The sequence below is a fragment of the Faunimonas pinastri genome (assembly GCF_900110915.1).
GTDB lineage: Bacteria > Pseudomonadota > Alphaproteobacteria > Rhizobiales > Afifellaceae > Faunimonas > Faunimonas pinastri.
The window spans coordinates 67,579-93,895 of the sequence record NZ_FOFG01000011.1 but is presented as its reverse complement, the minus strand read 5'-3'; the positions used below and the strand labels follow the sequence as shown (position 1 = coordinate 93,895).

Genomic DNA, 26,317 nt, shown 5'->3' with positions numbered 1-26,317 from the left:
GCCTTTTGCCATGCGGGTTCCGGCCATCGACGACGGCCGATGCAAGGGACCCCGGGGCCGCCGCCCGCGGCAAGATCCTCCCCGGCCGAAGATGACGAAGTAACGGCAGCCCCGCTCAGCCAGACCTCAACTTCCGGCAGAGATGCCCCCACACACTGGCGTCCGGCACACTCAAACGCCGTCTACTGCTCTGCAACTGGTACGAACCAGTTAATCCAGACGAAAAGAATCACATTGAACGATTCTTTAACAAATTTGGAGATGCCTCGGCGTACGGTGACTACCTCAACTTCTTATAAACTTTTAGTACTGTCCTCTTAACCAAATTCTCCTTCTCACAGTAATTTTATGTACAACCACGCAACATTGGAGGTTGAATTACATTCTTGTGGATGTTGTGATGCTCTACGTCAGGTGGAGGGGATCGGGCGCATTCCCCACCTCGTGGCCCAAGGAGGCAGGTGCGAAATGGCAGATAATAACGTCATATACGGATCGGATTCTGACGACGACACCATCTACGGTGGAACCGGCGCGCAGACGATCTTCACCAACACAGACGCCAACTACACTGTTTACGGCAACCAGGATGACGATACCGTCGTGCTGCAGGGCAGCGGCACGAGCACCGTATACGGTGGCCAGGGCGACGATTCCGTCAGTGCGGATCAGGCCGGCCAAGCGCTCGTCTATGGCAACCATGGCAACGACACGATCAACCTGGCGGGCTCCTATGCGAGCGCCACGGTGTATGGCGGCCAGGGCGACGACACCATCGTCGGCGGCGGCACCTCCAACATTCTCTATGGCAACCGTGGCGACGACCTGATCCGCACCGGCAATGCCAGCGGCGATCAGATCATCTATGGCAACCAGGGCGACGACACCATCATCGGCGAGGGTGACGGCAGCGCGACGCTCTACGGCGGCCAGGGCCTGGATTCGATCTCGGTCAACGATGGCGGCGCAGCCCTCGTCTATGGCAACAAGGGCAACGACACGATCAACATCGCCGATGCGGTCGATGACGGCTCTTCGGTCTATGGCGGCCAGGGCGACGACGTGATCAACGCCTCGGTCAACGACGAAACGCTCTACGGCAATCTCGGCGACGACACGATCAACTCCGGCGGCGGCGACGATCTGGTCTACGGCAACCAGGGCGACGACCTCATCAACCTGGGGTCGGGCAATGCCAGCGCCTATGGCGGACAAGGCGACGACACGATCACCGGCGTTGCCGGCGCGGACGGAACCCTCGTCGGCGATACGCTCGCCTATGGCAATCTTGGCGACGACCTCATCGATCTGAGCGGGATGACCGGCGATTCCAGCCTCTATGGTGGCCAGGGCGACGATACGATCCTCGGCAGTGTCGGCAACAATACGCTGGTCGGCGGCTTGGGCGACGACGTCATCACCGCGGCCACGACCGTTGGCACGGCCACGGTGGCAGGCACCTCGGCCCTCGTCTACGGCAACCAGGGCGACGACCTCATCAACGCGACCGGCGGCGGCGTGGCCAATATCTTCGGTGGCCAGGGCGACGACACGATCAACACCGACGGCGCGGGTAGCATCCTCGGCGGTCTCGGCAACGATGTCATCGCGACAACCGGTGCCGATGCGCTCGTCTACGGCAACGAGGGCGACGACTTCATCAATTCCAGCGGCCTCGACGCAAGCGTCTATGGCGGCCAGGGCAACGACACGATCACCGTCGCCGCGACTGCCAGCGTCTATGGCGGTGACGGCAACGACCTCATCACGGCCACCGCCGGAACCGACCTCATCTACGGCGAGGCCGGCAACGATACCCTGGACGCCACGGGCAACATCGCTTCCGTGTCGCTCTATGGCGGCCAGGGCGATGACCTCATCATCGGGGGCACCGGCGCTAGCACGCTTGTCGGAGGCGATGGCGCGGACACCATCATCGGCAACGCGGCCGATCTGATCTACGGCAACGAGGGCAACGACCTCATCGCCTCCAACGGCCTCGACGCCAGCGTCTATGGCGGCCAGGGCGATGACACGATCACCGTCGCCGCGACTGCCAGCGTCTATGGCGGCGACGGCAACGACCTCATCACGGCCACCGGCGGGACCAACCTCATCTACGGCGAAGGCGGCAACGATACCCTGGACGCGTCGGGCGACGGCGTTTCAGTATCGCTCTATGGCGGCCAGGGCGATGACCTCATCATCGGGGGCACCGCGGCTAGCACGCTTGTCGGAGGCGACGGCGCGGACACCATCATCGGCAACGCGGCCGATCTGATCTACGGCGATCTCGGCAACGACGTCATCACCTCCAACGGCGCTGACTCCAGTGTCTATGGCGGTCAGGGCGATGACACGATCACCGTCGCCGCGACTGCCAGCGTCTATGGCGGCGACGGCAACGACCTCATCACGGCCACCGGAGGGACCAACCTCATTTACGGCGAGGCCGGCAACGATACCCTGGATGCGTCGGGCGACGCCGCTTCCGTATCGCTCTATGGCGGCCAGGGCGATGACCTCATCATCGGGGGCACCGGCGCTAGCACGCTTGTGGGAGGCGATGGCGCGGACACCATCATCGGCAACGCGGCCGATCTGATCTACGGCGATCTCGGCAACGACGTGATCACCTCCAACGGCGCTGACTCCAGTGTCTATGGCGGCCAGGGCGATGACTCGATCACTGTCAACGCCACCGCCAGCGTCTATGGCGGCGATGGCGCGGACACCATCCTGGCCACCGCCGGAACCGACCTCATCTACGGCGGGGCCGGGAACGACAGCATCGACGCGACCGGAGACGCCGCTTCCGTAACGCTCTATGGCGGTGATGGCGACGATGTCATCACCGGAGGTGATGCAGCCGACCTGATCTACGGTGAGGGTGGGAACGACAGCATCATGGGCGGCAACGGTGACACCATCTACGGTGGCGCTGGCGACGATACCGTGGATGCCTCGGGTGCCACCACCGGTGTGACCATCTATGGCGGTGACGGCAACGATGTCCTGACCGGCGGCGGCGGTGATGACTTCATTTATGGCGGTACCGGCAACGACCTTCTGAACGGCGGCGGTGGCGACGACACACTGGTCGGCAGCGGAAACGACACCCTGGTTGGCGGCGGCGGGACCAATACCTTCGATCTGGTCGGTCTCGATCTCAATGCGACCATTCTGGATTTCGGCGGCAATGACGTTCTCAATCTGGGAACCGGAGTCGATGTCCTGAACAATCTCGGCAACACCAATGGTGTGCTTGGCCTCAACGCCGTTCTGAACGTCCTGGACGACTCGGTGCTGGGCGGCATCCTTGGGCTGGGAGACAACGCTGCCTTCATCACCGACGGGGTGAACGGGTACGTGCTCACCAACAACGATGGTAGCGGTACGCCCTCGATCGTCACACTGGACAACGTCACCGACGTCAACGACGTCAATATCCTCGGGGCAACTCTCGGGCCAATCGACCTCGGTGGTATCATCCCCTAACCAAACCGAAGGCCGCCCTTGGGCGGCCTTCCCCTGATCTTTCCGGCTCGGGTGCTGGTTGCGCCTCCAGGCCACCACCCTGAAAGCGCGTCCCACCCCATCGGCCATCTGGGGTGGGACGCGTGATTCCGGGTCCCCCGCTCGGGCCGCCCTGCCGATCTGGTTCATGACAGCGCGGGCCGGTCCGGCCTATCCTCCCCATCCCCGCACGCGGCACCCTCCATGCCGGAACACGAGCGCCGGCTCGCCATTGCCTGCGGAGCTGATCCTGACAGGTCAGCGAAGACCAGGGAGGCGGCCTCGATGTCCAGACGCTTGGTATGCGGGTCTTGCCGCGGCGGTCGGCCTCGTGCCGACGCTCGCGCCGGCCCAGACCCCAACCGCGAATAGCGGGACTCCGACCGCGATCTGCGCCACGGGCTGCACGAACGCTCAGCAGAACGGCGCGGCGAGCATGGGCGCGGGCAACCTGAACGGCAGCCTTCCCAATCCGCCGGGCACGGGTACGCCCACAGGCACGGTCGATGGCACTGGCGGGGCCGATACGAGCGGCGCCGGCACGGGCATGACCGCACCGGGTTCGCCCCCCGCGCCCGCCACCCCGTCCACCGGCGGCTGACGCGACCCGCATCAGTTCACCCGTCGCTCACGGGTCGTCCTTCTCAAATCGTCAGTTCGAAGGACAGGAGCGATCGATCGCGTTCCTGTCCACCAGCGTCGCAAGGGCCCGACAGATTCTCAAGGCAAAGCCTGCCGTTCCGCACAGCCCTTCCGGCGAAGGCTGGAGCCCGGCAGATTCATTTAACGCCGCCTCGACGCGGGGCGCAGGACCCGGGAGCGAACCCTAGCTCGGACGCACCGCGTAGCGCAGATGCACCGCGCCGTGGTCGAGCTTTTCGCAGGAGGTGAGCGAAAGCTCCACCTTGTCGATAAGCCCCGCCTCGCCCGCGTCCACGATGGCCTCGCTTTGCGGCCGGCCGTCCACCGCGGGCGCCACGATGACGCTGAGCTCGTCGACCAGACCGGCCGCCAGAAACGAGCCGTTGATCCCCGCTCCGCCTTCCAGCAGCAGCTTGCGAATGCCGAGCTCCCGCCCGAGCACGTCCAGCATAGCCGCGAGATCGATCCGTTCGCCGTCGGCGACGACATAGGAGACGCCGTCCGCCGCGAGTTCGGCCAGATGACTATCCGGCACATCGCGCCCGAGCAGGACCACGATATGGTCGCCATCCACGTCCGGCCGGTTGAAATGGACCTTCCCCGAAGGATCGAGCGCGACAGCGAAGCTGCCGGCATCGCGGTTGGCGAAACGATGCGGTCTCTCGACCTCGACCGCACCCTCAGGCGCGTGCGGGCCGGCCTTGCTGATCTCCGCCATGGTCACGCGCCCGACCATCCAGGCATCCGCCTGCAGCGCCTTGTGCGTCGTTTCGTAGAGGCCGGACCAGTCGGAGCGGGTCCCGTCCGGGCTCCTGGTGAACCGGCTCGGATGCAGGCGGCCATCGACCGAGGTGACCATGAGGCAGGTGACATGCGGTTTCATCGGAACTCCTGACAGGCAATGAAAACGAGAACCCGCTTCGTCCTCAGGCGATGCGGACGCGTTCGGCTATCCGTTCCGGCGCGATCACCGGTCGGAACGGGTTATATCGGGGACGAACGGGATGAGCCACCGAACGCTCCATCCGCTCGGGGTCGGACGATGGAAAGAGGCCGGAGCGGCGGCCCCTCGCGTCGGCTGCCCGCGTTGCGGCATCCCCGCCCGTCCGGCACATCGGCCCGCACCCGGTCTAGCGCTTGAACTCCACCTCCTCCAGGCGGGTCTGCACGGCGCGACCGCTCTCCCAGCCATTCGCGCCGGGCGCCACCCCGGGCATCGGTATGGTTTCGCGCTGCCGCCGCCGCTTCGCGGTCGAGATCCCGAGCCGCCGATCGCGCGCGGCGATCATCTCCTCGTCGGCCTGGCCATCCTGCGTGAAGCCCATCATCAGCTGCGGAATGCCATAGGGAAAATCGTCCCGGTCGATCTGCCAGGTGTGGAAGGTCTTGCCGTACGTCGTGACGAGATCGTTGAAATAGGCGCGTTCGGCGAGTTCCGGAATGCCGGGAGCAACCAGCACGCCCGACTTCACCTCGTAATGATGGCTGTGCCAGAGGCGCTTCTCGTCTTCCGGCAGCGAGCGAAAACGATCTTCGCTGATGATGTATTCGATGCCGATCAGGCGCGCGTCGGCGCGGTTGGAATCGAAGATCACGCATTGATGCAGATCGTGCTGCAGGTGGATGCAGAAATGCGTCGCCTCCACCTGCCGTCCCATGTCGTCGGCAACCATGTGAAAGCCGTTGAGATAGGTGCTCATGGCTTCCAGCGGCCACTTCTGCTGCAATGCGCCGGCGGCGGCATCGAGCACGCGGTGCTTCAGCGGATGCCCCTTGCCGATGCTGGCGGTCGCGACGGTCTTGCGGCCGATCAGCAGGCCCGCCGCCGTGGCGAGGCCCGCCGCGAACCCGAGGCCCACCGCGCCAAGCCGGCTTTTTCCCGAGCAGTCGGGACAATCGTGACGGCGTCCGCCAAGCATGAGCGTTTCCCCTGTGCTGGCCGGAAAACCGGTTGGCCGGCACAGGGTTCCTCGCGTCGTCGCGGCAATCGCCTGGAAGCCGCCCGCGCTACCCGGCCCGCTTCATCATCACGGCATAGACCGTCACCGAGATCGTGATCATCAGTCCGTAGATCAGCTGCGTGTAGAAGCCAGCGATGCCCATGGCGACGATGCCCGCTTCCAGCGAACCGATGATCAACACGCCGATGAAGGTGCCGTACATCGAGCCGCGACCGCCGAAGACCGAGGTGCCGCCGATGAAGACGGCGGCAAGCGCCGGCAGCAGGAAGCCGTCGCCAGTTGTCGGCCAGAAATAGGTGACCTCGTTCAACAGGAAGACACCGGACAGCGCCGAGGCGATGCCGACAACGATGAAGCAGGTCATCTTCACCAGCCCGGTGCGGATGCCCATCATGCGCGCGGCTTCCTGATCGTCGCCGACGAAGAGCACGTGGCTGCCGAAGAGATGGCGGCGATAGATCAGCGTCAAAAGCACGGCGATGACGAGGAACCAGATGAACTGCATCGGGATGTCGCCGGGCAGCCGGCCCACCACGATCGAATGCCAGGGCGAATCCACGAGGTCCACCAGCGCGATGCCCTTGCCCTTCGCCACCACGTTGGCGAGGCCGCGCCAGAAGAACATCGTGCCGATCGTCGCCACGATGGATGGCACGCCGATACCGGCGACGAGGATGCCGTTGATGATCCCGCATCCGATCCCCGTCCCGACGCAGGCGGCGAGCGCCAGCGGGAACGAGTGCGTGGCCATGAAGACGGTGCCGAAGACCCAGGCGGAGAAGCCCATCACCGAGGGGAAGGACAGGTCGATCTCGCCCAGCGTCACGATGAAGGTCAGCGACAACGCCAGCACTCCCATGAAGGGCAGCGTCGACATGAACGAGCGATAGATCCCGAGGTGGAGATAGACGTTCGGCGCCACGATCATGAACATGGCGTAGAGCAGGACGAAGATCACGGTGATCGCGACGTCGATCCTGTTGCGGGCGAAGAACGGCCCGAGGCCCCGGCGTCGCGGGGAGACGACGGCGGGCCTCTGCGTCTCGGCTATGGTCATGACGGCCTCAATGCAGTTCGAGCTGACCGGTCTGATGCAGCCGGACCATGGTTTCGATCAGATCCTCGCGCGAGATCTGGTCCTTGGTGAATTCGCCGACGACCTGCCCCCGATCCAGGATCACGAAGCGGTCGGCGACGGAGTAGACGTGCAGGATGTTGTGGTCGATCAGGATCACCGACTTCCGCTGCGCCTTGATGGCACGCACGAAGTCCAGCACCTTGTCCGTTTCCTTGAGGCTGAGCCCCATGGTCGGCTCGTCCAGGATGATGAGGTCCGCCTCGAAATACAGCGCTCGGGCAATGGCGACGCCCTGCTTCTCGCCGCCGGAAAGCCCCTGCACCTCGCTGTCCGCGGTAATTGCCCGGGAGGTGAAGCCCATCCGGGTGCGCAGCAGCTTCTCCGTTTCCGAGCGCTGCTTCTTCACGTTCATGAAGCCCAGCGCGTTGCGGATCTCCCGCCCGGCGAAGACGTTGCGCCAGATCTCCTGCTGGCCGGCCAGCGCGCGTTCCTGATAGACGGTCTCGATGCCGCGCTGGCGGGAATCCTGCACAGAGGTCATGTTGACCCGCTCGCCGCGAATGGCGACGTGGCCGGCGGTCGGCCTGTGCACGCCGGTGATGACCTTGATCATGGTGGATTTGCCGGCACCATTGTCGCCCACCAGCGCCACCACCTCACCGCGCCGGATCGTCAGGTCGATCCCTTTCAGAACATCCACCCGCCCGAAGGACATGTGGACGTTCTTCAGTTCCAGCAGCGGGCCTTCGCCTTCAGTTCCCAGTGTCATGACGTCTCCCGGAATGCCGAAATCCTGCGGGCCCGAACAAGCGGGCCCGCGATGGTCCGGCGGAAGCCGGACGGAGGCCGGTTCAGCGGATCGCATCCGTGGTGAGCGGTGCCACGGCATCGATGTTGGACTTGTCGATGATGGCCGCGCCCGTATCGATATCCATGCCGGCGAAGCCGAACTTCGACGTCAGGTAGAGCTGGATGATCGAGAGATAGCCCTGCAGGAACGGCTGCTGGTCCAGCACGGCGGTGATGTAGCCGTCCTTGATGCCCTGCGAGGTCGCCGCGGACAGGTCGAAGCCCGTGCCGCAGACTTCGCCCGGCTTCTTGCCGGCGGCCTTCAGATAGGACGGCAGCATCGCCGTCAGGGCGCCGTGGTCGGTGACGACCGCCTTGATGCTGGGATTGGCGGCCATGAACGAGGCGAAGATCGGGATGCCCTGCGCGGCGTCCTTGTTGATGTTGTCGGCGATCTCAAGGTATTTCACGTCGACGCCGCTTTTCTTGAAGGCGTCGATCACGCCCTTGGTGCGCAGGCCCCGCGCTTCCTGCCCAAGCAGGCCCCAGACGAAAGCCGTGTCGCCCTGCTTCAGCCCGCAGGTCTTGACCGCCGCGTCGCCGAGATTCTCGCCGGCGGAATAATTCTTTGCGCCGACATAGCCGAAGCCCTGCCCTTTGTACTTTTCCTCCGCCTTCGGCAGGTCGACGTTCTGGGTGGTCACGAGGATGCCCTGCTTGCGGGCGCGGTCGATCAGCGGATCGAGCGCCGCATCGCCGGGATGCCCCATGACCGCGATGCCGGTCGGGCTGCGGCCGATCGCCTGCGAGAACTGCTGGACGATCAGTTCCGGGTTCCAGTCCGACCAGACATATTCGACGTGGCAACCGGTCTGCTGGGCCGCGAGGGCTGCACCGTTATAAACGATGGAGGCGAAGGAATCGCCTTCCGAACCGCCGGGAAAGAACACGAAGTTCTTGCCCTGACAGCTCATGTCGGCCGCCTGTGCAGTTCCGCCAAGCAGAGTCGCGATGAGAACGCCGGCCGCGACAGCGGCACCGGCGCATACTTCTTTCAGCATGCACTTTCCTCCCGAGATGACGGATCGTTACTCTCCGTCGCGCCCTTCTCTCGCTCTCGCGGGGGGCGATGTCGGTCAGTGTAGCCCGGCTTTTTCTCTGCGCAAGACTGCGAACGGTGGTTTGCTCGACTTGAACGGCCCCGATGCCACGACAAAAGCGCGCACCGGAGGGCGTGGCAGATGCGGTCCTGACGTGACTGCTTTGCCGATCGACGGCTCTATCGAATGTTTTCTACGGGAAGACCGGCGAGTGCCGCCTGCTTTGCCGAAACGATTGCGCCCGCTCTTCGGCGTTGCAGCAAACCCTCACGAAAACCGCGTGGAACTCTCTTGGCCGAGAGACTGTTGCGTGAGTGCCGGGCCAACCCGGCGCCGGGGACGGTTCCATGCTAGCTGACGATTCCCTTTCCGCGGTCCGTTTCACCCGGCCGCCGCTTCACTCCTTGCTACTGCCCATTCCAGCCACCTGCCTGATCGGCGCTCTGCTGACCGATCTCGCCTACTGGAAATCGGCGGAGATGACATGGGCCGACTTTTCCGCCTGGCTCGTCTCAGCCGGCGCGATCCTCGCATGGATCGTAGGAATCATCGGCGTGATCGACTTTCTCGTCACGCGCCGCCGACGAACCGGTCCCGTCTCGTGGCTTTACGTGCTCGCCAACCTCGTCGTCATCGCGTTGGCGACGCTGAACATGCTGGAGCATACGCACGACGCCTGGACATCGGTCATGCCGTGGGGCCTCGCGCTGTCCGCGGTCACGGCCGTGATCGCCGCCATCGCCCTCATCATGACCTGGCGCCCCCGGCCGCTGGTCTATCGCGATCGCCTGAGGGAGTTCGAAGCATGAAGACGCCCGTGAATATCAAGCGGGTGGGAAGCGCTCTCGGTCTTGCGCTCCTGCTCTCCTCCACCGCCAGCATCGTCGCCCAGGCCGCGGACACGTTCGATCCGCAGACACAGGTCGGCCCCAATCCGACGCTGCCCGACCCTCAGCAATATCTCTTCCCGCCCATGCATCTGGCCAAGGTGGTCGGCTGGAAACAGGGTGAGACCCCCACCGTCGCGCCGGGCCTGAAGATCCAGGCGCTGGCGACGGGGTTGCAGCATCCCCGCTCCGTCTACACCCTGCCGAACGGCGACGTCCTCGTCGTGGAATCGAAGTCGCCCGGCGTGGAACCGATCAAGCGTCCCAAGGACCTTGTGATGGGCTGGGTTGAATCGCTGGTCACGTCCGGTGGGGGCGGCGGTGGCGGCGGCGAGAGCAACCGGATCACCCTCGTCCGCGATGCCGATGGCGACGGCAAGCCGGAAACGCAGAGCGTCTTCCTCGATCACCTGACCTCGCCCTTCGGCGTGGCTCTGGTCGGTTCAGACCTCTACGTCGCCAACACCGATTCCATCGTCCGGTATCCCTACAATACCGGCGACACCAAGATCACCGGCCCCGGTACTCCGCTGACGCCGCTGCCGGGCGGCCCGATCGACCATCACTGGACCAAGAGCCTGGTCGCCAGCCCGGACGGGTCCCTGCTCTATGTGGGCGTCGGCTCCAACAGCAACATCACCGAGAACGGGATGCAGGCGGAGAAGGACCGCGCGGCCGTCTGGGAGGTGGATCGCGCCACGGGCCGCTGGCGCATCTTCGCAAGCGGGCTTCGCAATCCCAACGGGCTGAGCTGGGAACCCCAGACAGGCGCGCTCTGGGCGGTCATCAACGAGCGGGACGAGCTCGGCCCGAACCTCGTGCCGGATTACGTGACCTCGGTGAAGGACGGCGGCTTCTATGGCTGGCCCTACAGCTATTACGGCCAGCACCTCGATCCCCGAGTGCATCCGCAGCGCCCGGATCTCGTCGCCAAGGCGATCGTCCCGGATTACGCGCTGAGTTCGCACGTCGCGCCGCTCGGCATGACCTTCTACACCGGCAACAGCCTGCCGGAGAAATATCGCGGCGGGGCCTTCGTCGGCGAGCACGGCAGCTGGGATCGCGATCGCTTCAACGGCTACAAGGTCGTCTACGTACCTTTCAAGGACGGCAAGCCAAGCGGCAAGGCCGAGGATGTCGTCACCGGCTTTCTCGACCAGCAGGAACAGGCACGCGGCCGGCCCGTCGGGTTGGCCATCGACAAGACCGGCGCGCTGTTGATCGCGGACGATGTCGGCAACACCGTCTGGCGGGTTACCCCCGCCCAATAGTTCAGGACGGTCGGTGGGCCGAATGCGGGCCACCGACTTTTCCGCATAACTCGCCCCGCCAGACGCATCGACCGGGATTCTACACTGCGGAAGATCGTCTGGCCCCGAGGGCGCTCAGGCCATCCGCGATGGCTCCATCGCCGTCACTCTGCCCCGATCATGGCTGCCACCCGAAAGCGGCCGAGGAAGGCCCGGCAGCTCTCGAGGTCGAGCCCCTCGCCTCGCCACGCGACGTAGCCGTCGGGACGGATCAGCAGCACCGCCTGCGCTTCCTCGGTTTCCAGTCCATAGCGCTCGAAAACGTCAGCCCGCTCCGGAACATGGATGCCCTCGCAGCGTCCGGAGGCCAGTCTGGCGACGACGTGCGTCTCCACACCGGCCGCGCCGAGAGCCGTCATGCCGCGCTTGATCGCGGAAGCCTCCGCCTCGTCCAGGCGCTTGCGGGACAGCGCCAGTACGTGGAAGCTATAGCCGGCGAGGAGATCGAACACGTCCTGATGGCGGGAGAGTTGCGCGTTCGGAGCCCTCTTCCCGGGACCCGGGCCCGTTGTTTGCCCGTCCGCCTCACCCTGTCCGACGAAGCGGCCTGCGGGATAAGCGATATCGATCTGGGCGAACTTCCGGAACGCCTTGCCCTGGATGAAATCGAGGCTCGTGGCAGGCCCGAGGATCGCAGGCGCCAGCAGGTCGCGAAGCCGCGCGCGCCAGCCGCTCTGCCCGGCGACCGTCGTGAAGAGTTCGTCGGTGAAGCGCAGCACTTCCTTCGCCACCGGCAGGCGTTCGCTCCCGTAGGTGTCGAGCAGCGCGTCCTCCGCCCCGTCGCGGATCATGGCGGCGAGCTTCCAGGCAAGGTTGGCGGCATCCTGCAGCCCCGTGTTCATGCCCTGCCCGCCCGCCGGGGAATGGATGTGCCCGGCATCCCCGGCGACGAACACGCGTCCTTCCCGATACCGGTCGACGCCCCGGTGATGGGTGCGGAAGCGCGTCAGCCACGCAGCGTTCTTCAGCCTCACCTGCAGCGACGTGGCCTGGGCGAAGCTTGCGGCCAGCTCGCCAAGATCCAGCGCACTTGCCACCGCCGGATCGTCGCTGGCGGGAGGGGCGCTCAGGTCCGTCGTCATCACGCGCGAGAGCCGGGAGCCCTTGAGCGGGAAGAAAAGTCCGATCCGTTCGCCATGCATGAAGACGCGGAACCGGTCGTGATCGAGAGCCCAGTCCACCTCGACATCGCCGAGCAGGAAGCTCTGCGGATATTTCGCGCCTTCGAAGGACAGGCCCAGCGTGTGACGGACGATGCTGTGGGCGCCATCGGCGCCGATCACAAAGGCCGCGCGGAGCGTCTTCGCCTCGCCGCCCGATCCCTTCGCATGGACGCGGACCATGTCGGCATCCTGCTCGAAACCGGTGACCTCCAGCCCGCGCTCCACCTCAAGACCAGCCTCGCCGAGGGCCTCGATCAGCACCGCCTCCGTCCGCGCCTGCGGTATCATCAGGATAAAGGAGAACGGCGTGTCTTCGGCATGCGTTCGGTCGAAATCCAGCCCGCCCACGCGCTTGCCGGAAATGAACAGTTCGACCGAACTGTTGATCACGCCCTCGTCGAACAGCTTCTCGGCCAGCTCCAGGCTGGCGAACAGCTCCAGCGAGCGTGCCGATAATGCGAAGGCGCGCGACTCCCGGGAGGGCTCGGCACGGCTGTCTACGATGCGGACGTCGATGCCCCGCCGCTTCAGGAGGCTTGCCGCCATGAGGCCGGTCGGGCCGGCACCCACCACAAGCACCTCGCACGCATCGCCTTCGCTCCGGTCAACGCTCATGCCGTCCTCCACTCTTCCCTTAATATGACCACGCGGTCATTTTTATCAAGGAGAGCGTTCCTCCCGTGCCGCGGCATCTGCTATCCTCGCGCGATGAAGGATGCCGACCAGCAGATTCCCGCCGGGGCAGCACGAGGCCAGTCCCGCAAACGCGGGCCCAACCTCGCCAAGACCGAAGCGACGCGGCGCCTGCTGGCGCGCGCGGCGCTGGAGGCGTTTCTGGAGCAGGGATTTTCGGAAACGCGGATGAGCGACGTGGCGGCGCGAGCCGGGCTCGCCAAGGGCACGACCTACCGCTACTTCACCGACAAGACGGCGCTGTTCGCCGAGGTGCTCCGCGGGTTCATGGCGGAGACCGTTGCCGGCCGCGCGATGGGGCGGCCGGGACGCGACGAGCCTACCCGCGATTTCCTGATGCGCACCGTGCCGCCCGTCCTCAGGCACCTGCAGGCAAGCGGACGGTTCGCCGTCCTGCGCCTCATCATGTCGGAGGGCACCCGCTTTCCGGAACTGGCGGAAACCTACCGGCAGGTCGCCATCGAACCGGTCCTGCGGCTCGTTCGCGTCTTCGCCAGGCGTGCGGAGCGGCGCGGGGAGATCCGTTCCGGCGCGCTGAGCCGCATTCCGATTTTGCTGGTCGCGCCGGCGGTGCTCTCGGCGCTCTGGAACAACCTTTTCCTCCAGGCCGAGCCGCTAGACGTCGGCGACGTGTTCGAAGCCTATCTCGACCTGATCTTCGGCCAGCAGGCGGAGGCGAAGGCGTCCTGATAATTTCCCGGCCGCCCGGAGCGGAAGCAACATGCGTGCGTTGTGAGTCCAATGGTGAAGTACGCCGGTCTGCCGGCGCGGCGATCTGGAGGGAAGTCGGGGTGGCAGGCAGCACGGATCAGGGCGATATGCGCTCGCAGGTTCCAGCCGTGGCAATTTCGTTCGTCGCCTTCGCCCTGCTCTACCTTCTTTTTGCCGGCAAGGTCTCGGTCTCCGAATGCGTTGCCGCCTGTGCCTGCGGTCTCCTCGCCGTGCTCCTTCGGCTGGCGATCGTGAAGGCCGGCCGCCCCTTCGCAAACGGCTGGTGGCAGGGCATCAGGCTCGCGCCGCGCGTGGTCGGATCCCTGTTTTCCGACAGCCGCAAGGTCGGGCTTTTCCTGCTTCGCCGCCTCGCGGGCGCCTCCGGTACGGGCCGGCTGATCGAGATGCCGTTCCGGACCGGGGGCGGCAACCCGGAATCGCGGACGCGCCGGGCATTGGTTGTCGGCAACGTCTCCATCGCGCCGAACCAGTTCGTTACCGGCGTGCGGTTCGAGACGGGGCAGTTGCTCGTCCACCAACTCCAGCCGGCAGCGGCAAGCGAGGACGAGCAATGGCCGGTTTGAACGCCTGGCTCCTCGCCGCCCTCGGCCTGCTGCCGCCGCTGGCGCTCTCCGCTTTCGTGGCGCTGCGTGGCGACCCGACCCGGCGGCTTGTCGCCACGCAGTTCTGCACGAGCAACACCCTCTTCATGCTGGTTCTGCTGACCGTGGCGCTGGACCAGCCCTCTTTCCTGGATCTTGGCCTGACGCTGGTACTGGTCAACTATCCGGGCACGCTGATCTACTCGCATTTCCTGGAGCGCTGGCTGTGACTGCGATCCTCATCGATATCCTGCTCGGCCTGGCGGTCGTCTCGGCATGGCTCGGGACCGCCGGCCTCGTCCTGCTCAGGACCAGCGAGGACCGCCTGCATGCCGCGACCTTCACCACGGTCGCGCCCGGCTTCCTGATCACGGTCGCGGTGCTCTTGCACCAGCCGTTCTCCGCCCTCTCGCTGAAGCAGGTCCTCCTCTTCGCCGCATCCGTGGTGCTCGGCGGCATCCTCACCCATTCGATCGGACGCATGCTGCGCATCCGCGACGAAAGCACGGACCGGGCATGACCGTTCTGATCGCCATCCTTCTTCTGATCCTCGCCGTCACCAGCCTCGGCGTGGTGTTGACACGCGAGCCACGGCGGCAGGCGATCGCCATGGGCGCGAACGGGCTGGTGCTCGGCCTCCTATTCCTGGCGTTCCAGGCACCGGACGCGGCCTATTCCGAGATCGTCATCGGCGGCCTGATCCTGCCGCTCCTGTTCATGGTCGCGCTTTCCACGCTCCGCACGACGGGGAAGAAGAAATGAGCCGCGCCGTCCGGCTCATCGCCTTCTTCGCCGCCGCGCTGGTCTGCCTGCCCCTCATCCTCGCCGGCCTTCGCGGCCTGCCAGCCTTCGGGCAGCACACCAATCCGTATGGCGACGCGGTCAACGCGCAGGGCGAGGCGCTCCGGCATGTCACCAATATGGTTGCGGCCGTGAACTTCGATATTCGCGGCATTGATACGCTCGGCGAGGAATTCATCCTGTTCACCGCCGTCACGGGCGTCGTCATGCTGCTTCGAGGCGCCCGCGGCGAGGCCCGCAGCGCCGATCCGAGCGAGATCCTGCATCGCCGCCGCGAGGGCCGCAGCGAAGCGGTGACCGGGCTCGGCCGCTGGGTGGCGCCGACGACGCTCGTGTTCGGCTTGTATGTCATCCTGCACGGGCAGCTGACGCCCGGCGGGGGGTTCCAGGGCGGCGTCATCGTCGCGGCTTCCGCCTTGCTGGTGTATTTCGGCGAGGGCTACGCCGCTTGGCGGCTGATCGTGCATTCCACCGCGCTCGACGTGCTCGAAGCGTGTGGCGTCGCGATCTATCTCGTGGTCGGTCTGGTGCCCCTCTTCACCGGCGGGAGCTATCTGGAGAACGTGCTGCCCCTGGGCGAGGTCGGCTCCATGCTCTCCGGCGGCATCATCCCGATCCTCAATGTCGCTGTCGGCATGGCGGTGATCGGCGGTTTCTGCACCATCGCGCTGGAATTCCTGGAAGAAACACGCCAGCCCAAGGAAGACGACGAGTGAGCATCCTTCCCTATCTCGTCGCAGGCTGGCTCTTCCTTGTCGGGCTTTATGGCATCGTGACCAGCCGCAACTATGTCCACGCCATCGGCTGCCTCACGGTGATCCAGTCCTCCACCTATGTGCTGTTGCTCTCCGTCGGCTACCGCAGTGGATTGGGCGCGCCGATCTTTTCCGACCATCCGCCGGGCCCCGCGGCCGATCCCGTGCTGCAGGCGCTTGTCTTGACCGACATCGTGGTCGGCGCGGCCGTCTCCGCGCTGCTTCTCTCGCTGGCGCTGCAGCTCCAGAAGAAGCGCGGCAGCATCAATCCGGACGACCTGCAGCCGGCGCGAGACTGACATGAACCTCATTCCCCTGCCCGTCGTATTGCCGCTCCTGGCGGCAGCGTTCCTGCTCGGCGCGGACAAGATCCTGCCGAAGCGCGCGCCCGACCTGCTCGCCCTCGTCGTCGCGGTCGCGGTCGCGGTGGTCTGCGCGATGCTTGCCGCGCGTTCCTGGGATACGCCGCTCACCTACTGGTTCGGCGGCTGGCAACCGCAAGGCCGCCTCGCGCTCGGCATCGCCTTCGTGGTCGATCCCCTGGGCGCCAGCGTGGCGCTGCTGGCGGCCATTCTCTTCATCGGCAGCTTCGTCTTCGGCTGGGCCTTCTTCGACGATGTGGGGACCCGCTTCCACGTTCTCATGCTGGTTTTCCTCGCTGCCATGACAGGGTTCTGCCTGACCGGCGACCTATTCAACTTCTTCGTCTTCTTCGAGCTGATGAGCGTCGCGGCCTTCGCGCTCACCGGCTACAAGCTGGAAGCCTCGTCGCTGGAAGGCGCGCTGAATTTCACGGTGATCAACAGCATCGGCTCTTTCCTGATGCTGTCCGGGATCGGCCTGATCTACGCCCGCACCTCGGCGCTGAACCTCGCGCAGATCGGCGAGGCGCTGTCCGCCGGGCCGCCCGATGCGCTGGTCGCCATGGCATGCCTGCTCGTGCTGGCGGCGCTGCTGATCAAGGGGGCGATCCTGCCCTTCCACTTCTGGCTCACCGAGGCCCATGCCGTCGCGCCGACGCCGGTCTGCGTGATCTTCTCCGGTATGATGGTGCCGATCGCGCTCTTCGGGATCGCGCGGCTCGGCTGGGCCCTGTTCGTGCCGGCGGGCGTCCTCGGCGGGCTGCAGACCGATGTGCTGCTCTACGCGGGCACCGTCACCGCCGTCGTCGGTGGGGCCACGAGCCTGATGCAGCGGCACGTGAAGCGGCTACTCGCCTTTTCCACGATCTCGCATATGGGCATACTGCTGGTCGGCGTCGCGATGCTGACGCGGCCCGCGCTCTCCGGGATGCTGCTCTATCTTCTCGGGCACAGCCTGGTGAAGGCCGCGCTTTTCATGGGTGCGGGCATCCTCATGTCGAAGTGCCAGAACGTCGACGAGATCGAGCTGCGGGGCAAGGCGCGGCACCTGCCGCTCACCGGCGTGGCGTTCGCCCTCGGCGGGTTGCTGCTGGCCGGGCTGCCGCTCGGCGCCATGGAGCTGGGGAAGCACGACATCGACGCGGCGGCGGGCATGCGTCATGCATGGATCCCGTTCGCGCTGGCACTTGGCTCCGCGCTGACGGGTGCGGCCGTGCTCCGCGCCACCGGCCGCATATTCCTGGGCCTGGGACCCGATCCCGGCGAGGAATCGCAGTCGCCGGGCAAGCCCGAGCACGAAAAGGCCAACCGGCCGATGTGGCTGATGCTGCTTCCGGCTGCGGTCTTCCTGACGTTCGCCTTGCTCGTGGGAATGCACGACCTGACCCCGCTCGCGGAGCATCTGGCATCGCACCTTGCGGCTGGCGGTCCGCCAAGCGCGGCCGGCATCGAGATCCACGCCGTCGCGCCGCCCACCGGGGCGACGGAGATCCCAGGCAAGCTCCTGCCCTGGGCCTCGGTCGCGCTGGCGCTGCTGATCGCCGCGTTCGAGCTGTTCCGTGACGACATCCCAAAAGCGCTGACCGCTGCCGTGCAGGCGATCTTCGGGCCGATTTTCCTCGCGCTCGACCGCATCCATAGCGGCCATATCGGGGATTACGCCGCCTGGATGATGATCGGACTTGCCGGCCTGGGCGTCGCCTTCGCGTTTTGACCGCGACGCTGGACGGCAACCCCATTCGGTGTAGGACTGCGGGCAAGAAGCATCTCTCGGAGAACCGAATGTCAGGGGAAGGAAAGCTCGCCGTCGTCACTGGAGGCAGCACCGGCATAGGGAGAGAGATCGTGCTGCGGCTGGCCGAGGCGGGTTGGAACGTCGCCATCGCTTACCTCGGAGAGAAGGTGGAGGCCGACGAGGTGGCCGGCCGCGTCACGGCGCTCGGCCGCAAGGCGCTGGCGGTCGCGTGCGATGTCGGCATCCGAAGCGAGGTGCTTTCCTTCTACGACGAGGCCGTGTCCACCTTCGGCCGCGCGCCGGACCTTCTCGTCAACAATGCCGGGGTGCAGACCTGGGCGCCCTTGCTGGATCTGGCCGAAGAGGACTGGGACCGGGTGGTCCGGACCAACCTCAAGGGCTGCTTCCTCAACACGCAGCGCGCGGCGCAGCTGATGATCGAGCACGGCCAGCCCGGAACGATCGTCAATATCGGCTCGGCCTGCAACCGCGTGCCCTTTCCCCGCCTTGTCGACTACACCGCGTCGAAGGGCGGGATCGAGCAGTTCACCAAGGTCGCCGCCGTGGAACTCGGGCCACACCGCATCCGCGTCAATTGCGTGGCGCCCGGCGCGATCGAGCTGGAACGCACCCGGCGCGAGGCGCCCGACTACGGCGAGACCTGGGCGCGGGTGACGCCGCTTGGCCGCGTGGGGCAGCCGGGCGATGTCGCGGGCGTGGTGCTGTTCCTCGCCTCCGACGCGGCCGGGTTCGTGACGGGCCAGACCCTTTTCGTCGATGGCGGCGCCTTCACCGTGCCGAACTGGCCGTATGATCTCAACGCCTGAGGCTCACGCCGCCTGCACCCGCCGCATCGGCCACGCCATGGTGACCACCCGCTGCAGCGCGATGAAGGCGAAGAGCAGGATGCCGATGGCGATCTTGGTCCACCAGCTGCTGAGCGTACCGTCGAAGGTGATGTAGGTCTGGATCAGACCCTGGATCAGGATGCCCACGAAGGTGCCGATCACATAGCCGCTGCCGCCGGTGAGCAACGTGCCGCCGATGATCACCGCCGCGATCGTGTCGAGCTCCACCCCCGTGGCCGCCAGCGAGTAACCCGCGGACGTGTAGAGCGAAAAGACGATGCCGGAAACCGCCGCCAGCACGCTGGAAAGCACATAGATGCGGATCGTCGCGGATGCGACGGGCACACCCATCAGCTCCGCCGAGGTCCGGTTGCCGCCGAGCGCATAGACGTAGGAGCCGAACCGCGTGAAATGCGCCAGCACGATGCCGCCGGCGAAGACCAGCAGCATGACGACCGCGATAAGCGTCAGCCGACCGCCGCCGGGAAGCCGGATCACCAGCTCGTTCAGCTGCGCGTAAAGCGGGTGGTTGATCGGGATCGAGTCCGCCGTCAGCACGAAGCTCATGCCCCGCGCCAGGAACATGCCGGCGAGCGTCACGATGAACGGCGGCATCCGCAGGAAATGAATGATCGCCCCCATCCCCGCTCCGAACAATGCTGCAATGATCAGGATCATCACGAAGGCCAGCCACGGATTGACGTGGACGCGCTCGATCATGATCGCCAGGAACACGCCGGTGAAGGCGATGACCGAGCCGACGGAGAGATCGATGCCGCCGGAAATGATCACGAAGGTCATGCCGACCGCGACGATGCCGAGAAAGGCATTGTCGGTGAGGAGGTTGGCGAACACCCGCGTCGAGGCGAAGGCCGGGAACCGCGACAGGCAGAAGGCATAGGCCAGCGCGAAGACCGCAGCGGTAACGAAGAGCGGAAAGGTTCTCTGATTCATTTCGGCGCCCTCCGGAACGTCACGCGAAGCATTCCCATCAGTTGCGGCGACTGGAAGAGCAGCACCGCGAGCACCACCAGCGCCTTGACGACCAGGTTGAACTCCGGCCTGAAACCGCTGAGCAGGATGCCGGTATTCATCGCCTGGATGATCAGCGCGCCCAGCAGCGCCAGCGTGATGTTGAAGCGGCCGCCGAGCAGCGACGTGCCGCCGATCACGCTGGCCAGGATCGCGTCGAGTTCCAGCCAGAGCCCGGCATTGTTGGCATCGGCCCCGTGGATATCGGCCGCGACGACGAGCCCGGCGACCGCCGCGCAGATGCCGGCCCACCCATAGACCGCGATCAGCACGACCTTGGTGTTCACGCCTGAATAGGCCGAGGACAGGAGGTTAACGCCGATGGCCTCTATCATCAGCCCGAGCGCCGTCGCGCGCACAAGCAGCAGCGTCAGCACGAACATCAGGATGACGAGCACGACGGGCATCGGGATCGACAGGAACGAGCCGCCCGCCAGGAAGATCAGCGCGGGATCGACAAAGGTGATGATCTGCCCTTCCGTGATGAGCTGGGCGATACCCCTGCCCGCCACCATCAGGATCAGCGTCGCCACGATCGGCTGGATGCGGAGCAGCGCCACCAGCATGCCGTTCCACAGCCCGCAGACGAGCCCGACGCCGATAGCGGCGAGGATGGTCAGCGGCAGGCCGTGGCCGGCATTCGTCATGCTGGCCGCGACCGCACCGGCGATCGCCATGACGGCGCCGACGGACAGGTCGATGCCCTTCGTCGCGATCACCAGCGTCATGCCCAGAGCCAGCAACGCCACCGGCGCGCCGCGCACGAAGACGTCGACGACGCTGCCGAAGAGCCGCCCGTCCTGCAGGCGGATGTCGAAGAAGCCGGGAAAGACCAGCCAGTTCGCCAGGAGCACGACGGCGAGCGCGCCGATCTGCGGCAAGGCCTTGCGGATTGCGGGAAATGCGGGAGCCATTCCAGTCATCCGCTCAGGCTCCGGCAATCGTCTGCATGATCGGCTCCATCGCCACCTCGTCACCTGAAAGCGAGCCGACGTGCCGGCGGTCGCGCAGAACGACCACGCGATCGCTGTAGGACACGATCTCCTCGATCTCCGACGAGATCACGAGCAGCGCCAGTCCGTCGTCGCAGAGCCGTTCGATCAGCCGGATGATCTCGGCATGCGCGCCGACATCGATGCCGCGCGTGGGTTCGTCGAGGATCAGGAATTCCGGGTCGGTCGCCAGCCAGCGGGCGAGCAGCGCCTTCTGCTGATTGCCGCCGGAGAGAAACTGGATCGACCGCTCCGCGTCGGGAGTCTTGATGCCGAGAAGCTTGATGTAGCGGCCGGCGATCTCTTCCTGCTCGCGGCGGGGAAGCGGCTTCAACCAGCCCCGGCGGGCCTGCAGCGCCAGGATGATGTTCTCGCGCACGCTGAGTTCGCCGACGATGCCCTCCGTCTTGCGGTCTTCAGGGCAATAGCCGAAGCGAAGGCGGATCGCGTCGCGCGGCGATTGCAGCTTCACAGGGTGTCCCTCCACCCGCGCCTCACCGGAATCCGCCTGTTCGATGCCGAAGGCGAGCTTCGCCGTTTCCGTGCGCCCGGAGCCCAGAAGCCCGGCCATGCCGACGACTTCGCCGCGCCGGATCTCCAGATCGAACGGCTCGACATAGCGGTTCTTGCCGAAGCCCTTGAAGGAAACCAGCGGCTCGCCGGCGACCTCGCGACGCCCTCCGCGATGCAGGGCTTCCGCCGACAGTTCGCGCCCGAGCATCATGCTTACAAGCTCCAGGCGCGGGAGCTCTGCCGTTTCGCGCGTGCCGACCAGCCGGCCATTGCGCAACACGGTGATGCGGTCGGAAACCTCGTAGACCTGATCGAGGAAGTGCGTGACGAAAACCACGCCCATTCCCCGGTCGCGCAGCCGGCGCATGATGCGGAAGAGGACCTGCACCTCCCCCGCATCGAGGCTCGCGGTGGGCTCGTCGAGGATCAGCACGCGGCCGGACAGATCCACCGCTCGGGCAATGGCGATAATCTGCTGCACCGCCACCGAAAAGCGGCTCAGCGGTTCCGCCGGATCGAGATGCAGGTTGTACTCGGCCAGGAGAGCCTTGGCGCGAGCCTTCATCGCCTTCCGATCGACCAGGCCGAACCGCATGGGCTGCCGCCCCAGAAACAGGTTCTCGGCGACCGACAGGTTCGGCAGGAGGTTCACCTCCTGATAGACCGTGCCGATGCCGAGCCGCTGCGCGTCGGTCGTGTCCTTGGGATCGACCTCCTCGCCGGCCAGTTGGATCGTTCCCTCATCCCGGCCATAGACGCCGGTGACAAGCTTAATCAGCGTCGACTTGCCCGCCCCGTTCTCACCCAGGAGGGCATGGATCTCACCCTCGGCAAGCTCGAAATCCACCTTGTCCAGAGCCCGGACGCCGGGGAAGAATTTGGAAAGCCCGCTGGCTTTCAGAACCGCCTTGCGGCCCGTCTCCGTCATGTTCGGCTCCGGCCCCGGTCAATCAGAACGCAATCAGAAACGAAGTCGGCCGCACCCGGAAAGGTGCAGCCGACCCTCTCTCAGTAGAGGCTCTTGCGGCGCTCGTACTCGGCCTTCGCGGTATCGGGGAAGAAGATCGTCGACTTGGTCTTGATCCACTTCGGCGGCATGGTGCCGTCCTTCTTGTAGGCGATCAGCGCGTCGAGCGCGGGGCCTGCCATGTCGGGCGACAGTTCGACCGTGGCGTTGGCCTCGCCTTCAGACATGGCCTTGAAGAAGTCCGGCACCCCGTCGATGGCCAGCACCAGGATGTCCTTGCCGGGCTTCAGGCCGGCTTCCTTGATCGCCTGGATGGCGCCGATCGCCATATCGTCGTTATGCGAATAGACGGCGCAGATGTTCTTGCCGCCGTTCTCGGCCTTGATGAAGCTTTCCATCACCTGCTTGCCGCCGGACCGGGTGAAATCGCCGGACTGGCTGCGGATGATCTTCACGCCGGGCGAGCCGGCAATGGCTTCCTCGAAGCCCTTCTTGCGGGAGATGGCGGGGCTGGAACCGACGGTGCCCTGCAGTTCCACGACATTGCACTTGCCGTTGGTCTGCTTCACCAGCCAGCGACCGTCGATGCGTCCTTCCTCCACCTGGTCGGAGGTGACGGAGGCCATGTAGAGTGACTTGTCCTTGCTGTCGATGTCGCGGTCGAGCAGGAAGACGGGGATCTTCGCGTCCTTGGCCTCGGCCAGCACCGAGTCCCAGCCGGTCGCCACGACCGGGGCGACGAAGATCGCGTCCACGCCCTGCGCGATGAAGGAGCGGATCGCCTTGATCTGGTTTTCCTGCTTCTGCTGAGCGTCGGAGATCTTGAGCGTGACGCCGCGCTTCTCGGCCTCGCTCTTGGCAACCTTGGTCTCAGCCGCGCGCCAGCCGGATTCCGAACCGACCTGCGAGAAGCCGACGGTCAGCTTGTCCGCCGCGACCGCGGCCGTGGACAGACCGACCAGCGCAGCAAAGGCTGCTCCGGCGAGGAGTGTATGGATTTTCATCGATTTTTCCTTCCCAGAGGCCGTTTTTTATTGCGGATCGTCGTCCGCTTTGCTCCCGGCCAGACGGGAAGACTAGAAGAGCCCTCGACTTTTGCAAAGAGGGGTTGTGTCCATCCGCGTGATGAATTTTCCAACGCTGAGGAAAGGCCCGGAAACCTCGGGCCCCTCACTCCAGACGCCGCTTATTCCTTGAATCGCATGGCGGATCGCAGCACGCTCATCACATCGTGAATGGCTTCGGAATTGTCCGCTCCCTGCGACGCCAGCTCGATTCCCTCCGAGACATGCTGGGAGATGATGATCAGGGCCACTTCCCGAAGCGCCGCGGTCACCGCATTGATCTGCTGCACCTCGTCCTGGCAGTATCGATCTTCCTCGATCATCGCGCGCAGACCACGCACCTGGCCTTCGATACGGTTCAGTCGCTGCAGGATCGGCTTTCTCTCCTCGTCCGTCCTGCGCAGATAGATCCTGCCGTCCTTCAACTCGCTGTCTGCCAACGCTTCAAACCTCCGCATTCCTTTAATCAATACATCAGGCAACGCCTGTACGCCCCGGAGTTCTTTGCGCGAGGTGAAGCGAGGGGGTGGCGAACCCGGGATCCGCCACCCGGAGGGGTCCGCCGGCGAGCGGACCCCGTCGACGATCAGCCGATCTGCTCGGATTGGGCGCCGCTGTCCGGGCGAGCTGGCCCGAGCACCGGCTCCTGGCCCAGCGGCTGGTTCTGGAACACGGTGAACTCACCCTTGCCGTCCATTGAGGGGCCATGCGTCCAGCGGCCGGCGGCCGGAGCCGATCCATCCGCCGCCGTGGCGAAGAAGTCGTAGCTGTGCCGCTGGTCTTCCTGGCTCTGCGGGAAGCTGTTCGGGATCGGCAGCGCGCCTTCATGGCCGCCGAGTTCCTCGATTACCGCCAGCCATTGCTGCTGGTGCATGGTGTCGCGGGCGATCATGAAATGCAGCATGTCCTTCATGCCGGCATCGTGCGCGGCATTGTAGAGACGGACCGCGAGCACGCGGCCGGTGCTTTCCGCCGCCACGTTGCAGTACATGTCGGCCGCGAGATTGCCGCTCGCATAGATGTGCGACATGTCGAACGGCACGCCCTCCGCATTGGCCGGAAATGCCGCCATGCCCGTGGACAGGATGTGCCGGTGCAGCATGCCCTCGATCGTGTGGCGGGGGTTTTCGCCGCCCATCACCGCCCCGACGATGCCATCGGCGGCGCCTTCTTCCTGCAGGCTGGCGGGCGCTTTTTCCAGATTCAAAGCGACGGCTGTCGCCAGCATCTCGATGTGGCCCATCTCCTCGGTCGCGGTATTCAGGAGCATCTCGCGGTACTTCGTGGTCGGGCCGCGCGCGCCCCAGGCCTGGAAGAAGTACTGCATGCAGACGCGGATCTCGCCCTCGACGCCACCGATCGCCTGCTGAAGCATGCGGGCAAAGATCGGATCGGGGTTCTCGACCTTGACGGGATATTGGAGTCGCTTGTCGAAATAGAACATGGCCAGCCTCCGAGCCGGGCCGGCGCACCAAGATGGTTCGCCCTCTAAGTATACCCTAGTGGGGTATATGGCCCGCCCGGTGAATGCGGTCATCGTCCTTCCGTTCCCGAATCTTCCGCACCCCCTCCCGATTGAGGATGACGGGTTTGGGTTTGGTGTTTCGGCTGGGAAGTGACGGCTCACGGCGGAAGCGCGGCATCGCCGCATTCGTGAATCAAGGCAGCAACGGAGGCGGGCGAACCTGAGCCTGCGCATGGCGCCAGGCTGCTAGCGGCTCAGCTGAGAGTCGAGCGGCGAGCTATTCGAGCGCCTCGAGCGCGAACCGACTGAAGATCCACTCTTCCGCGGCAGACCGCTCCGCCAGCCCCGTCGCCACCGCTTCGCGACCGAGGAACACGGACCAGTTTCCCTCCGCGGACGGGCTGACGCGGAATGTCGATCGTTCTGCCCGGGAGGGAAAGGGAATTACATTGGTCCAGCTGAGGAGGTTCACCTCGCAAGTCGTGCGAACAGAATTGAGGCTGGAGCGAATGGCCATAGTGATATCCCCGATCCAGTCGAGAGAACCACGGTCGGCGCGGGGCACTCCAACGCGTTTTGCAGATCGGATTGATCGATCCCGCCGATAGATGCAGGCTGCCGGGAAGTTTGCATTCGAGACCCCTGAGGGACACGCGCCGTGCCTCATCGGGGTTTCTCCACCGGAAGATTGCAACGGCGCCCTCCACCCTGTTGACAACACCCAGAGAGCCGACTACCTGAACGCCCACGAGACGCGGATCGCTTCCACGTTTCGTTTCCGAGCGGATGGTTTCATCCCATCGAACGCTTGGGGGATAGTTTAATGGTAGAACAACGGACTCTGACTCCGTTAGTCTTGGTTCGAATCCAGGTCCCCCAGCCAGCTTCTTCGATCTCGGTCAAATCCATCGCGGCTTGGCCCCTCGATGACGCGGCAAGCACTTGGTGGGGCGTAGCCAAGCGGTAAGGCAGCGGTTTTTGGTACCGCCATCCCCTGGTTCGAATCCAGGCGCCCCAGCCATCACACCTTTTTATTTTCAATGACTTATCCGATTGACTGCGACGGCATTCGTAACAGTTTCTCGGGTGCTACGGGCGTAGCGACATGGCCGATCTGATCGGGTAAGTAGCTGCTCACCTATTGAAAAAGGTGGGGCAGATGAACATTAGAGATGTCGCTTTGGTTTTGGGTGCTACCCTGCTCCCGGCGCTCGCGGCTGGATGCACCACAACCGCGCCGAGCGTGTCACGCGCGATCTTCAGGCTTCCGGTAACCGGCGAATTTAGCGACCGAACACCAGCGGCGGGACAGGCAACAGCCTATAGCGACG

Annotated in this window: 24 protein-coding genes and 2 tRNA genes; 14 read left to right on the top strand and 12 right to left on the bottom strand. The window is 65.2% G+C overall.

Annotated features, from left to right (window positions below; translation table 11 throughout):
• The first annotated feature begins 468 nt into the window (after positions 1 to 468).
• The gene (locus BMY25_RS14580) at positions 469 to 3,498 is read left to right on the top strand and encodes a beta strand repeat-containing protein (protein ID WP_092497808.1); all 3,030 of its coding nucleotides are present in this window, start codon (positions 469 to 471) and stop codon (positions 3,496 to 3,498) included.
• Positions 3,499 to 4,342: 844 nt separating this feature from the next.
• On the opposite strand, the gene BMY25_RS14570 is transcribed toward BMY25_RS14580, so the two are convergent.
• The 5 genes from BMY25_RS14570 to BMY25_RS14550 form a co-directional block, all read right to left on the bottom strand.
• On the bottom strand, positions 4,343 to 5,041 hold the full coding sequence (locus BMY25_RS14570; protein ID WP_092497804.1) for a RibD family protein: 699 nt from the start codon (positions 5,039 to 5,041) through the stop codon (positions 4,343 to 4,345).
• 247 nt (positions 5,042 to 5,288) lie between these two features.
• Positions 5,289 to 6,077: an OBAP family protein gene (locus BMY25_RS14565; protein ID WP_092497802.1), complete on the bottom strand. Its 789-nt coding sequence runs from the start codon at positions 6,075 to 6,077 to the stop codon at positions 5,289 to 5,291.
• A gap of 88 nt (positions 6,078 to 6,165) precedes the next feature.
• Positions 6,166 to 7,176, bottom strand: a complete 1,011-nt coding sequence (locus BMY25_RS14560) for an ABC transporter permease (RefSeq protein ID WP_092497800.1) — start codon at positions 7,174 to 7,176, stop codon at positions 6,166 to 6,168.
• Positions 7,177 to 7,183: 7 nt separating this feature from the next.
• Entirely contained in the window at positions 7,184 to 7,966 is a 783-nt protein-coding gene (locus tag BMY25_RS14555; protein WP_092497896.1) for an ATP-binding cassette domain-containing protein, read from the bottom strand.
• A gap of 82 nt (positions 7,967 to 8,048) precedes the next feature.
• On the bottom strand, positions 8,049 to 9,047 hold the full coding sequence (locus BMY25_RS14550) for a sugar ABC transporter substrate-binding protein (RefSeq protein WP_092497798.1): 999 nt from the start codon (positions 9,045 to 9,047) through the stop codon (positions 8,049 to 8,051).
• A 386-nt stretch (positions 9,048 to 9,433) separates the two neighbouring features.
• Between BMY25_RS14550 and BMY25_RS14545 the strand changes: the two genes are divergently transcribed.
• The gene (locus tag BMY25_RS14545) at positions 9,434 to 9,895 is read left to right on the top strand and encodes a DUF2231 domain-containing protein (RefSeq protein ID WP_092497796.1); all 462 of its coding nucleotides are present in this window, start codon (positions 9,434 to 9,436) and stop codon (positions 9,893 to 9,895) included.
• Positions 9,892 to 11,244, top strand: coding sequence for a PQQ-dependent sugar dehydrogenase (locus BMY25_RS14540; RefSeq protein ID WP_092497794.1), 1,353 nt, complete (start codon positions 9,892 to 9,894; stop codon positions 11,242 to 11,244). The genes BMY25_RS14545 and BMY25_RS14540 overlap by 4 nt, the downstream gene beginning before the upstream one ends.
• Positions 11,245 to 11,387: 143 nt before the next feature.
• Here BMY25_RS14540 and BMY25_RS14535 read toward each other — a convergent pair whose 3' ends face one another.
• Positions 11,388 to 13,061 carry an FAD-dependent monooxygenase gene (locus BMY25_RS14535; RefSeq protein WP_092497792.1) on the bottom strand — a complete coding sequence of 558 codons (1,674 nt, stop codon included), beginning with the start codon at positions 13,059 to 13,061 and terminating at the stop codon, positions 11,388 to 11,390.
• A gap of 93 nt (positions 13,062 to 13,154) precedes the next feature.
• On the opposite strand from BMY25_RS14535, the gene BMY25_RS14530 reads away from it, so the two are divergent.
• From BMY25_RS14530 to BMY25_RS14490, 9 genes are all read left to right on the top strand, one after another.
• A complete protein-coding gene (locus BMY25_RS14530; protein ID WP_092497790.1) occupies positions 13,155 to 13,829 on the top strand; it encodes a TetR/AcrR family transcriptional regulator in 675 nt (224 codons plus the stop codon).
• 101 nt (positions 13,830 to 13,930) lie between these two features.
• Positions 13,931 to 14,434: a hypothetical protein gene (locus tag BMY25_RS14525; protein ID WP_092497788.1), complete on the top strand. Its 504-nt coding sequence runs from the start codon at positions 13,931 to 13,933 to the stop codon at positions 14,432 to 14,434.
• Complete coding sequence (locus tag BMY25_RS14520; RefSeq protein ID WP_092497786.1) at positions 14,422 to 14,682, top strand: MrpF/PhaF family protein; 261 nt, start codon at positions 14,422 to 14,424, stop codon at positions 14,680 to 14,682. Before BMY25_RS14525 ends, BMY25_RS14520 begins: the two co-directional genes overlap by 13 nt.
• The gene (locus tag BMY25_RS14515; protein ID WP_092497784.1) at positions 14,679 to 14,972 is read left to right on the top strand and encodes a monovalent cation/H(+) antiporter subunit G; all 294 of its coding nucleotides are present in this window, start codon (positions 14,679 to 14,681) and stop codon (positions 14,970 to 14,972) included. Before BMY25_RS14520 ends, BMY25_RS14515 begins: the two co-directional genes overlap by 4 nt.
• The gene (locus BMY25_RS14510; protein WP_092497782.1) at positions 14,969 to 15,214 is read left to right on the top strand and encodes a DUF4040 domain-containing protein; all 246 of its coding nucleotides are present in this window, start codon (positions 14,969 to 14,971) and stop codon (positions 15,212 to 15,214) included. The genes BMY25_RS14515 and BMY25_RS14510 overlap by 4 nt, the downstream gene beginning before the upstream one ends.
• On the top strand, positions 15,211 to 15,969 hold the full coding sequence (locus tag BMY25_RS14505) for an MnhB domain-containing protein (RefSeq protein WP_092497780.1): 759 nt from the start codon (positions 15,211 to 15,213) through the stop codon (positions 15,967 to 15,969). Before BMY25_RS14510 ends, BMY25_RS14505 begins: the two co-directional genes overlap by 4 nt.
• Entirely contained in the window at positions 15,966 to 16,307 is a 342-nt protein-coding gene (locus tag BMY25_RS14500) for a sodium:proton antiporter (protein WP_092497778.1), read from the top strand. The genes BMY25_RS14505 and BMY25_RS14500 overlap by 4 nt, the downstream gene beginning before the upstream one ends.
• Position 16,308: 1 nt before the next feature.
• Positions 16,309 to 18,084 carry a complex I subunit 5 family protein gene (locus tag BMY25_RS14495; protein WP_092497776.1) on the top strand — a complete coding sequence of 592 codons (1,776 nt, stop codon included), beginning with the start codon at positions 16,309 to 16,311 and terminating at the stop codon, positions 18,082 to 18,084.
• Positions 18,085 to 18,152: 68 nt separating this feature from the next.
• A complete protein-coding gene (locus BMY25_RS14490) occupies positions 18,153 to 18,932 on the top strand; it encodes an SDR family NAD(P)-dependent oxidoreductase (protein ID WP_092497774.1) in 780 nt (259 codons plus the stop codon).
• Between the two features lie 3 nt (positions 18,933 to 18,935).
• Here BMY25_RS14490 and yjfF read toward each other — a convergent pair whose 3' ends face one another.
• The 6 genes from yjfF to BMY25_RS14460 form a co-directional block, all read right to left on the bottom strand.
• On the bottom strand, positions 18,936 to 19,907 hold the full coding sequence (yjfF, locus tag BMY25_RS14485; RefSeq protein ID WP_092497772.1) for a galactofuranose ABC transporter, permease protein YjfF: 972 nt from the start codon (positions 19,905 to 19,907) through the stop codon (positions 18,936 to 18,938).
• Entirely contained in the window at positions 19,904 to 20,899 is a 996-nt protein-coding gene (locus BMY25_RS14480) for an ABC transporter permease (protein ID WP_428976971.1), read from the bottom strand. The genes yjfF and BMY25_RS14480 overlap by 4 nt, the downstream gene beginning before the upstream one ends.
• A 13-nt stretch (positions 20,900 to 20,912) precedes the next feature.
• Complete coding sequence (gene ytfR / locus BMY25_RS14475; protein ID WP_092497768.1) at positions 20,913 to 22,418, bottom strand: galactofuranose ABC transporter, ATP-binding protein YtfR; 1,506 nt, start codon at positions 22,416 to 22,418, stop codon at positions 20,913 to 20,915.
• A gap of 80 nt (positions 22,419 to 22,498) precedes the next feature.
• Positions 22,499 to 23,461, bottom strand: a complete 963-nt coding sequence (gene ytfQ, locus BMY25_RS14470) for a galactofuranose ABC transporter, galactofuranose-binding protein YtfQ (RefSeq protein WP_092497766.1) — start codon at positions 23,459 to 23,461, stop codon at positions 22,499 to 22,501.
• 182 nt (positions 23,462 to 23,643) lie between these two features.
• A complete protein-coding gene (locus BMY25_RS14465; RefSeq protein ID WP_238858349.1) occupies positions 23,644 to 24,003 on the bottom strand; it encodes a metal-sensitive transcriptional regulator in 360 nt (119 codons plus the stop codon).
• Between the two features lie 104 nt (positions 24,004 to 24,107).
• The gene (locus tag BMY25_RS14460; protein WP_092497762.1) at positions 24,108 to 24,965 is read right to left on the bottom strand and encodes a manganese catalase family protein; all 858 of its coding nucleotides are present in this window, start codon (positions 24,963 to 24,965) and stop codon (positions 24,108 to 24,110) included.
• An 830-nt stretch (positions 24,966 to 25,795) separates the two neighbouring features.
• On the opposite strand from BMY25_RS14460, the gene BMY25_RS14445 reads away from it, so the two are divergent.
• Positions 25,796 to 25,869 (top strand) — tRNA-Gln (locus BMY25_RS14445).
• A gap of 63 nt (positions 25,870 to 25,932) precedes the next feature.
• Positions 25,933 to 26,007 (top strand) — tRNA-Gln (locus BMY25_RS14440).
• The last annotated feature ends 310 nt before the right edge of the window (positions 26,008 to 26,317 follow it).